This window comes from Idiomarina fontislapidosi (assembly GCF_003226255.1).
In the GTDB taxonomy this organism is placed as follows: Bacteria; Pseudomonadota; Gammaproteobacteria; order Enterobacterales; family Alteromonadaceae; genus Idiomarina; species Idiomarina fontislapidosi.
On sequence record NZ_QJST01000001.1, the window covers coordinates 510,482 to 519,466 of the forward strand.

General features: G+C 47.2%; 12 protein-coding genes and 4 tRNA genes. 11 read left to right on the forward strand and 5 right to left on the reverse strand.

The annotated features are described in order from the left end of the window. Window position 1: 1 nt before the first annotated feature. The 5 genes from DFP83_RS02525 to DFP83_RS02545 form a co-directional block, all read right to left on the reverse strand. Window positions 2-331: a TusE/DsrC/DsvC family sulfur relay protein gene (locus DFP83_RS02525; protein WP_110572826.1), complete on the reverse strand. Its 330-nt coding sequence runs from the start codon at window positions 329-331 to the stop codon at window positions 2-4. Window position 332: 1 nt separating this feature from the next. After that, a complete protein-coding gene (locus DFP83_RS02530) occupies window positions 333-602 on the reverse strand; it encodes a hypothetical protein (protein ID WP_110572828.1) in 270 nt (89 codons plus the stop codon). Continuing rightward, on the reverse strand, window positions 593-907 hold the full coding sequence (locus tag DFP83_RS02535) for a hypothetical protein (protein WP_110572830.1): 315 nt from the start codon (window positions 905-907) through the stop codon (window positions 593-595). Before DFP83_RS02535 ends, DFP83_RS02530 begins: the two co-directional genes overlap by 10 nt. Further along, window positions 904-1,242 carry a DsrE/DsrF/TusD sulfur relay family protein gene (locus DFP83_RS02540; RefSeq protein WP_110572832.1) on the reverse strand — a complete coding sequence of 113 codons (339 nt, stop codon included), beginning with the start codon at window positions 1,240-1,242 and terminating at the stop codon, window positions 904-906. Before DFP83_RS02540 ends, DFP83_RS02535 begins: the two co-directional genes overlap by 4 nt. Window positions 1,243-1,317: 75 nt before the next feature. Next, window positions 1,318-1,986 (reverse strand): Bax inhibitor-1/YccA family protein, encoded by a 669-nt coding sequence (locus DFP83_RS02545; protein WP_110572834.1) that lies wholly within the window; start codon window positions 1,984-1,986, stop codon window positions 1,318-1,320. A 291-nt stretch (window positions 1,987-2,277) separates the two neighbouring features. Here DFP83_RS02545 and DFP83_RS02550 point away from each other — a divergent pair. The 11 genes from DFP83_RS02550 to DFP83_RS02600 form a co-directional block, all read left to right on the forward strand. Beyond that, window positions 2,278-2,369: transfer RNA gene (locus DFP83_RS02550), tRNA-Ser, on the forward strand. A gap of 109 nt (window positions 2,370-2,478) precedes the next feature. Next, the gene (locus DFP83_RS02555) at window positions 2,479-3,459 is read left to right on the forward strand and encodes a DUF3667 domain-containing protein (protein WP_110572836.1); all 981 of its coding nucleotides are present in this window, start codon (window positions 2,479-2,481) and stop codon (window positions 3,457-3,459) included. Between the two features lie 15 nt (window positions 3,460-3,474). After that, window positions 3,475-4,266: an acyl-CoA thioesterase gene (locus DFP83_RS02560; RefSeq protein WP_110572838.1), complete on the forward strand. Its 792-nt coding sequence runs from the start codon at window positions 3,475-3,477 to the stop codon at window positions 4,264-4,266. Next, window positions 4,263-4,853: a DNA-3-methyladenine glycosylase family protein gene (locus DFP83_RS02565; RefSeq protein WP_110572840.1), complete on the forward strand. Its 591-nt coding sequence runs from the start codon at window positions 4,263-4,265 to the stop codon at window positions 4,851-4,853. Before DFP83_RS02560 ends, DFP83_RS02565 begins: the two co-directional genes overlap by 4 nt. Before the next feature lie 152 nt (window positions 4,854-5,005). Then, the gene (locus DFP83_RS02570) at window positions 5,006-5,656 is read left to right on the forward strand and encodes a LuxR C-terminal-related transcriptional regulator (protein ID WP_110572842.1); all 651 of its coding nucleotides are present in this window, start codon (window positions 5,006-5,008) and stop codon (window positions 5,654-5,656) included. Continuing rightward, window positions 5,653-7,470 carry an excinuclease ABC subunit UvrC gene (gene uvrC / locus DFP83_RS02575; RefSeq protein WP_110572844.1) on the forward strand — a complete coding sequence of 606 codons (1,818 nt, stop codon included), beginning with the start codon at window positions 5,653-5,655 and terminating at the stop codon, window positions 7,468-7,470. Before DFP83_RS02570 ends, uvrC begins: the two co-directional genes overlap by 4 nt. A gap of 48 nt (window positions 7,471-7,518) precedes the next feature. Then, window positions 7,519-8,067, forward strand: a complete 549-nt coding sequence (gene pgsA, locus DFP83_RS02580; RefSeq protein ID WP_110572846.1) for a CDP-diacylglycerol--glycerol-3-phosphate 3-phosphatidyltransferase — start codon at window positions 7,519-7,521, stop codon at window positions 8,065-8,067. Between the two features lie 96 nt (window positions 8,068-8,163). Continuing rightward, window positions 8,164-8,239 (forward strand) — tRNA-Gly (locus tag DFP83_RS02585). A 7-nt stretch (window positions 8,240-8,246) separates the two neighbouring features. Next, window positions 8,247-8,320 (forward strand) — tRNA-Cys (locus DFP83_RS02590). A 19-nt stretch (window positions 8,321-8,339) separates the two neighbouring features. After that, window positions 8,340-8,426: transfer RNA gene (locus DFP83_RS02595), tRNA-Leu, on the forward strand. Between the two features lie 145 nt (window positions 8,427-8,571). Further along, a partial coding sequence (locus tag DFP83_RS02600; RefSeq protein WP_244912973.1) for a tyrosine-type recombinase/integrase occupies window positions 8,572-8,985 on the forward strand: 414 nt, incomplete at its 3' end.

The window sequence follows — 8,985 nt, forward strand, 5'->3', positions numbered from 1 at the left end:
GTTAAATACACTTCGCGGGCTTAGGTAAGCCCGCGATACGTGTTGCCTGCTTTGCAGGCCCTTTAGGAAACAGTCGGTAGAGATATCGGCTGTTTGCTTTTTCTTCGCCGAGTTTCTTCTTCATCGCTTTTACCAGCACACGCATGGCAGGGCTGGTGTCATACTCGCGATAAAAATCTTGCACAAAATGCACGACTTCCCAGTGCGCAGGGGTCATCTCAATATTTTCGAGCTCCGCAAAATGCAGTGCCAAGGCTTCGCTCCAGTCATCAAGATGAGCTAAATAGTTGTGTTTATCGGTTTCGTATTGGCGACCGTTGAATTCAATCATACTACCAAGTCCAATGTTGCGTGTGCGTAATCAGTTCAACCCATTGAGCATCACTAATGACTTCGACCCAATCGGCAGGGGCTGTGCGCATTTCATGCTCGGGGATGACTATTTTACACATTTGTAGCGCAGCTGGACATGTTGCGGGTAAATCACGCGCTGTCGCCTCGGTCAGCAATATCGCTGTGTGCTCATTGAGCAAACTCCGCTGTTGCGCTACCCACGTAAGAAGTGGCTGTGTTTGAAGCCAGTGAGTGGTGTCTAGTTGCATGTGATCACCTCGGCATAATCGGCAAGTAGGGCGTTTACATCACGCTTGGCGATCCATTGAAACTCAATATCGCCGTCCTCTAATGCAGGCTCGCTTGCACTGGCAATCAATACGGGGTCGACATCAAGTAACTCTAACAAGCCGTAGCGTTTATGAAGTTCAGACTGTAACGACATCCACGCATTATCAAGCATGATAAGTTGCACCGACTGATCTAAGCTGGCGAGTGACAAGACCAAATCGAGCGCTGAGCGTGCGCACTCAAGCTCTGCACTTAGTTGAATAACCGCATAGTTTTTACTCATGATAAGGTCACCACTTTGTCTGCCGCGTTCATCCAGCTCACCAATTGAGTGAGACCCGCAGGTTCAAAGTAATCGCTGAACTGCTCGATACCTTGACGTTCAGCGGCGGTATGGCATACCACTAAGCCAAATTGATGCTGTCCGGCGAGCGCACACCATTGTTGGCTGTACGGATTATTAACCGCTGCGGCACTGGCGAGACGCACGGCATCTGCGTAAAAGAATACGCCAGTCAGTGTATAGCCATCCTCAAGTGCTTGTTCGGCAAAGCGCAGTGCCGCTCGATGCCGTGCATCGGCGTGTATGTCTGCTTTTATAATGAGCGTAAGGTTCATTGTTCGTCTCTAACTTATCAGTAAAAAAAAGCCCCGCAAGAAGCGGGGCTCTATTAAACTCGCTTTCGCGTATGTTTAGTCGTCGCCGTTAAATGCCATCAACAATGTTAGCAAGTTAACGAACAAGTTATAAATAGAAACGTACAAAGTAACCGTTGCTAAGATGTAGTTACGCTCACCGCCGTGAATAATTTCACTGGTTTGATACATAATCAACATCGCCATCAATGGGATCATGATAGCTGACAGCGCTAATTGTAACGCAGGCATCTGGAAGAAGAAGTTAGCGAGCATCGCTACAACCACCATGATGATACCCGCAGTAATTAAACCGCCGAGCTTAGACATGTCCTTTTTAGTACTCAGTACATAACCTGATGTCGCAAAGAACGTTAATGCGGTGCCACCTAATGCGGTTGCAACCATCTCGCCACCACCTGGCATTTGTAGCGCCATATTAAGTAGTGGACCTAAGGTATAACCTAAGAACCCGGTGAGGGCGAAGGTCAAAACGATACCCATGGCGCTGTCTTTGGTTTTATGAATACCAAACAGCAAACCAACATAAAGAATCAAGGTGATGAAAAAGCCTGGGTAAGGTAAATTCATCATGGTGCTGATGGTTGCTGTCACAGCACTAAACGCAAGTGTCATGGCAAGCAGTGCATAGGTGTTACGTAACACCTTATTCACTGAGCCGGCGACTTGCTGCTGACCGACATACATCTGACTACGATCGTTCATAGTTATCTCCGTTGATTAACGCTAGTTTTTAAGACTGTAAAATTGCTAAAAAGTTTCTTAACTGATGATGCTTGTATACCCTTAGTATATGGGTAGTGATACTACCTTTAAAGTAGTTTATTAGGTAGGAAATTCGATTTATTACTGTGAGTTAGCTCGAAAAGTGATCGCTTTGATTAAATCATAGTCAAACGAACCAAATTTGACGACTTTATTTAAATTTTTACTTTACAAGCGCGGCGAAGGTCTTTAATATTCGCCTCGTCTTCAGGGGAAAGCCCCAAAGACTACGGAGAGGTGGCAGAGCTCGGTTTAATGCACCTGACTTGAAATCAGACGTGGGTTCACACCCACCGGGGGTTCGAATCCCTCCCTCTCCGCCAAATTTCGAAAGCCCGCTCATCGAGCGGGCTTTTTTCGTTTTAGCGGCTATTGTACTTCATCCTGAATGCTGAATATACTGAGGCAATAATAAGAGATGGAGTGCGCCTCATGGAAGCGAGCCAACCACCTGCGACCCACATTTTATGCAAAAACTGTGATACCCCCCTTCAAGGTGAGTATTGCCATCGTTGTGGTCAGCAGGATAAACGCTACTTACGCAGTATATTTGCCGTTGTCGGTGACTTAATGGGCGAATTGGGTCATTGGGACTCTCGGTTTTACCGAACGCTCAGCGGTTTATTTATGCGTCCAGGCTTTTTATCACTTGAATTTGTTCGAGGACGGCACGCGTCGTACGTACCCCCGTTGCGTATGTATTTCTTTATGTCGCTTATTTCGTTCATGGTAATGCGAGCGTTGATTGACTTTACACCACAAGTCAATCAAGACCTATCGCCAGAGCAACAAGCGGAAATTCAACAGCAGATTGATAAAGCTGACGCACTTTTGGCGACACAAAACGAACCGGCTTCGGACGTAACAGTAACACCACCAGATGAAGAACCGGCAACGCTCAACCTCGATTTAAAAGACTTTCCGCTATTAGATGCCGAGGATGAAAAGCTGCTTGAGCAAAAGCTTAAGTTAATGCAACAGAATCCTGGCGCATTTATTGAGCGGCTAGTGGGGAACGCACCTCAGGCGATGTTGCTCATGCTCCCATTCTGGGCGCTATTGCTTAAGCTATGTTACCCCTTCAGTAAGCATTACTACATTGAGCACCTGGCTGTTGCCTTGCACACCCATGCCTTTTTGTTGTTGTCGTTTATGATGCTGACAATTACGGATTCCAGTGCGACTTGGTTGAGTACGCTTTTCGACTATCCATGGATAGATGAGCTTGCCAGTTACGCCGAGAATATCTTATTGATGTGGATGGTGGCGTACCTGCTGTTCACTCAGAAACTGTTTTATCAGCAGTCATGGCCAATGACACTCTTTAAGTTTTTCATTTGCTCATTTATTTATGCCTTTTTAATAGCAGGCGCTTTCTTAGCACTCGTCGTGCTGGGCTTGCTGAGTAGTTAACCTAACGAGGTTTATATGTTTTTTGAAACCCTAGCGCAAATTGTAAAAGATAAACATCAACAAACTATTGAGTTACCTGAAGGATGGGCGCAAGGGCGTGCATTTTTTGGTGGATTTAGCGCCGGTATAGCCGCTGACTTTATTCTTAAGCAATTTGATGCGGCTTATCACATGCGCGCATTTAACGTGTCTTTTGTCGCACCGACGGCACCTGGTAAAGCGGAGCTAGCGCTCAATGTTTTGCGTCAAGGGTCGTCGGTCGTGCAAGTGAGTGCGCAGATTATTCAAAATGGTGAAGTGACACTGTTCGCGCTAGCGAGCTTAGGTAAAGCACGTGAATCTGCCGTATTTGAAGATCAAGAGCCAGCGCCAGAGTTTGCCGCACCAGAACAAGGCATGGGGATTCCCGATTCGCCTGTAACGCCTGAGTTTGCGAAGCATTTTGACTATCGCATTTTGCGCGGCGGTATGCCGTTTAGCGGTCAAGTTGAACGTGAGTTCGGTGGTTGGGTTCGGTTCCGTAATGAACAACATGAAATGACGATTGCTGCGGTACTGGGTTTGGTCGACGCGTGGCCACCGGCGGTATTGCCGCGTTTGAAAAAGCCCGCTCCAGCGTCATCGCTAACCTGGACCATCGAGTTCCCTGATAAGCGATTGTCAGAAAAGCAAACTACGACATGGTGGCGCTACTTAGCAACGATTGAGTACGCGGCTGATGGTTATGGACACAGCCGTGCTGGTTTGTGGGATGAGCAGGGCGAACTGTTTGCGATTAGCCGCCAAACCTTTACGGTGTTTGCATGAGTGAAAAGGCAAACGATGTAAAGCAACACCTATTATCAACCCAGCCTGGCTTCGAACTGGTCCTGCTTGAGCAGGATCATGTCGATCCATTAACGCCCTCAGGTATGGACCCTATCGAAGCATTACCACGTATCGTAATGCGACAAATGTTGAGTCTGCAAGCCTCTAAAACAATTATCTCAAGGGTCGAGACTCGGGCGGCCGAGCAGGGCGTGCGGATTGCTCAATTGAGTTACGATGACTTATTAGAGTGTGGGTTAAGTCGTAATAAGGCGGTCGCAGTGGGTGCGATTGAAGTCTATTGGCAAAACGGGGGTGGCAAAATGGAGCAGTGGCGTTCGTTAACATGTGACGAACTCCTACATGAAGTGCAGACAATAAAAGGTGTCGGTCCTTGGTCTGCATCCATCTTAGCCATGTTCCACTTTGGTCATGAGGATTTGTTTCCAATACAAGATAGTTCATTACGCAAGGCGATTGCGTTGTTGAAAGAGCGCGATGTGATCATTATTCCAGAGCGCGCATCGCCGTATCGGAGCTATCTCGCCTGTTATTTATGGCAATTACTCGATCAGAAACGAATTTAGCTTCAAATTGAGACTTCACAGAAAATCGAGTGAGTTTAGTTAACAAAATATTCGATTTATAACTTGCTAAATAGCTATTTTTGCTCAAATTTACTCTCGCTTTAATCAGCAAAACCCATGTTCAATCAATTGTTGAGAGGAATTATGCAAAAATGGCGAAAATTATTTTAGCAATCAACAACCCTATTGTTAGCGCAGGGATGCGCACTGTAGTAGAGCAAAACTTTTCTGATGAAGTTGAGACGGTCGATTCAATGCCGCAATTGCGATTAGCGGTGAATGAACATCCCGACTCGGTGGTGGTTTTAGGTTGTTCCCTCGCCGGTGATGCGACCGTAGAAAACTGGCGGCGACTGAAGCGACGTCATGAGCACATTAAACTCATTGTGTGGGGCAAGTCCTACCAAGACGTATTGGATTTTCAATGCGGCGTTCAGGAGGTCGACGGATACCTGCTTGAGTCGGGCAGTAGCCAAGAACTGGTGACGGCCATCGCATCGTTACGACAAGGCTCGGTGTTTGTCGCTGCGCCTATTGCCGAATATCTGGCAAAAAACCCGTATGGCGATAACCGCCGTAGTATTGTTGAGCGACTCAGTGATCGCGAGCTACAAGTGATGCAAATGATAGGACGTGGGGTACGCGTCTGTGAGATTGCGGAGCATTTGTGCATCAGCAGTAAAACAATCAATACATTTAGGTATCGAATTTTTGCAAAGCTTAATATTAATAGTGATGTACAATTGTCCCATCTAGCATTACGAGCGGGACTCGTTGAACTATTAGAATTTGAAGGTGTATGAGCAACCAATTTGATGCAGAAAACTTTCTGAGACACCTGACTCATCAGCCTGGCGTATATCGCATGTATGATGAGTCAGGCGATGTGATTTATGTCGGCAAGGCAAAAGACCTAAGAAAACGTGTATCGAGCTATTTTCGTGAAAAAGTCGATCGCGTAAAGACTCAAGTCTTAGTTAAGCAAATTGCCGACATGGATGTCACGGTCACCAATACCGAAGCCGAAGCGCTTATTCTCGAGAATACCTATATCAAAAAATATCGCCCGCGTTACAACGTCTTACTACGCGACGATAAGTCCTATCCATACATTATTATGACCGATCATACGCATCCGCGATTAGGTTTTCATCGCGGTGCGCGGCGCCAAAAGGGTGAGTATTTTGGTCCGTTTCCTAACGGAGCCGCGGTGCGCGAGAGTCTGCGACTCATGCAAAAGTTGTTTCCTATTCGTCAGTGTGAGGATGCCTATTACCGAGCCCGCAGCCGTCCGTGTTTGCAGTATCAGCTGAAGAGGTGCTTAGCACCATGCGTGAATGTATGCACCGATGAAGAGTACGATGAGCAGGTGCAACTGGCGAGACAGTTTCTTAACGGTAAGAACCAGCAGGTGATTGATCAACTCGTAACGCGGATGGAAAACGCCAGCGAATCGCTCGATTTTGAGCGTGCCGCACGCTATCGCGACCAAATCGCGATGTTACGCCGTGCACAAGAACGTAACTCAGTGACCGGTGCGCAAGAAGAGCTTGACGTTATCGGCTTTGCACGCGGAAATGGTGTAACCACCGTACAGATGTTGTTTATCCGTGATAATCACTTGCAGGGCAGCCGCAGTTATTTTCCTAAAGTTCCGGCGGATACATCTGATGAAGAGGTTCTACAAGCCTTCTTACTGCAGTTCTACTTAAACCAGAGCTCCGGCCGAAAAACGCCCGCCGAGATTGTGCTACCGGATGAAATAAAACATGACCCAGTGCTTGGTGAGGTCCTGGGTGAGGCGGTCGGTCGTAAAGTGCGGTTGCTTCACAATGTGCGTGGAGAGCGTAAGCAATATCAGCAATTGGCCCAAAAGAATGCCATTAATGCGTTAGAGGGTAAGTTGAATCAACAGAGTACAATGAATCGACGAACCTCGGCACTCCAACAAGTGCTCGAGCTTGGTGTACCCATCCAGCGCATGGAGTGTTTTGATATCAGTCACACAATGGGACAGCAAACGGTCGCATCCTGTGTTGTGTTTGACCAAAACGGGCCTAAGAAGTCTGATTACCGGCGCTATAATATTACCGGTATCACGCCGGGCGATGATTACGCCGCGATGGCAAAAGCTTTGGCAAAACGTTACGACAACGCTAAGGATGCTGGCAATATCCCGGATATTCTATTTATCGACGGCGGTAAAGGGCAGTTGGCTCAGGCGGAGAACTATTTTGCCGATTGGGGTAAAGATGCACCGATGCTAATCGGTGTGGCAAAGGGTGAGTCGCGTAAGCCAGGGCTAGAGACGTTGATCATGGCTGGGAGCCACGAGACGATTCCGCTCAGTAAGGACGCCAGCGCCTTACATTTAATCCAACACATCCGCGATGAGTCGCATCGATTCGCTATTACAGGGCACCGTCAAAAGCGAAATAAAGTTAAACGTACCTCAAGCTTAGAAGAGATAGAAGGAATTGGCGCTAAGCGTCGACAAAAGATTTTAAAAAATCTTGGTGGATTACAAGAGGTAAAAAACGCTAGTATTGACCAGTTAGCCAATGTGCCAGGCATTAGTCGTGCACTGGCTGAGAAAATATACTACTCATTTAGATAGCGATAGCAGGGCGGCTGCGCCACTGAGCTAAAAAAAGGATTGCGGATAATGAAGTGGAATATCCCAAATATTTTGACGAGTTTTAGGATTTTATTAATCCCGGTATTTTTAATCGTGTTTTATTTACCGTTTGAAGATGCTCGTTTTTGGTCGGCGTTTATCTTCTGGCTCGCCGCAATTACTGATGCACTGGATGGCTGGATTGCTCGTCAATTTAACCAGTTCACCGAGTTTGGCGCGTTTCTCGACCCTGTTGCTGATAAAGCGATGGTTATCGCCGCGTTAGTCGTGCTGGTTGAGGATTACAATGCGTGGTACATCACTGTGCCAGCGCTGACCATGATTTGCCGTGAGTTGATCGTAAGTGCACTGCGCGAGTGGATGGCACAACGCGGCGACCGTGAAAAAGTGGCCGTATCTAATTTGGGTAAATTAAAGACTATTGCACAAATGGTCGCGCTAATCGGTCTGTTATGGGATGCAAATATCTGGACATTCTGGATTTCAATCGTTTTATTCTTTATCGCGTTTGTACTTACATTGTGGTCAATGTGGGAATATTTGCGCGCTGCAGGGTCACAATTGACTAGAAATTGATAGGTTTGCGCTAAAAATAGCCAAACAGTCACAAAAATCACAAAAAGTCGTTGACGTATTTCATTTAAACAGTAGAATGCTGCGGCAGATGGCGATGCGGGAATAGCTCAGTTGGTAGAGCACAACCTTGCCAAGGTTGGGGTCGCGAGTTCGAGTCTCGTTTCCCGCTCCAAACCATCGGCGGGTTGGCAGAATGGCTATGCAGCGGATTGCAAATCCGTGGATCTCGGTTCGACTCCGGGACCCGCCTCCATGACTTGGTTTACGTTAGTGCCCGGGTGGTGGAATTGGTAGACACAAGGGATTTAAAATCCCTCGCTGGTAACAGCGTGCCGGTTCAAGTCCGGCCCCGGGCACCAATTCCAAATCGTGTAGCTTGCGCTTTCAGCGCAAGAACACACCTCAAGTAATAATCCCCATATTTTTATATTTTGTGATAGCACGCATACACGCGTAGCTTGCGCCTTTGGCGCAAGGCAACCTGCTCCGGCCTCTTACCCACTGATTCTAACATTTGTTCGTTCAGGGGAGCTTAGAGGCGCTCGTTGGGAGGAATTCGACCTTGATAACAAGGTTTGGTCAATTCCTTCAGAGCGGATGAAGATGAAGCGGCCACATGAGGTGCCGTTATCAGCCCAAGCTCTTGATGTCATTAAACGCATCAAACGCATTACCGGTCACTATGAGTTGCTGTTTCCTTCTGAAACAAAGCCTGATGAGCCTATGTCGGACAATACAATGCGCCAGGCAATGTTCAAAATGGGCTACTTTCCGAAAGCGAAAGACACCAAGGACGGCAAGATCGCCAAAACCTACCTTAAGTTGCATGTTTCGGATGAATCCGAACACTCATTTCGGTTCAATCCGATCACCCATTTCGGTTTAAACCGATCACCTGTTTCGGTTTTATCCGATCAC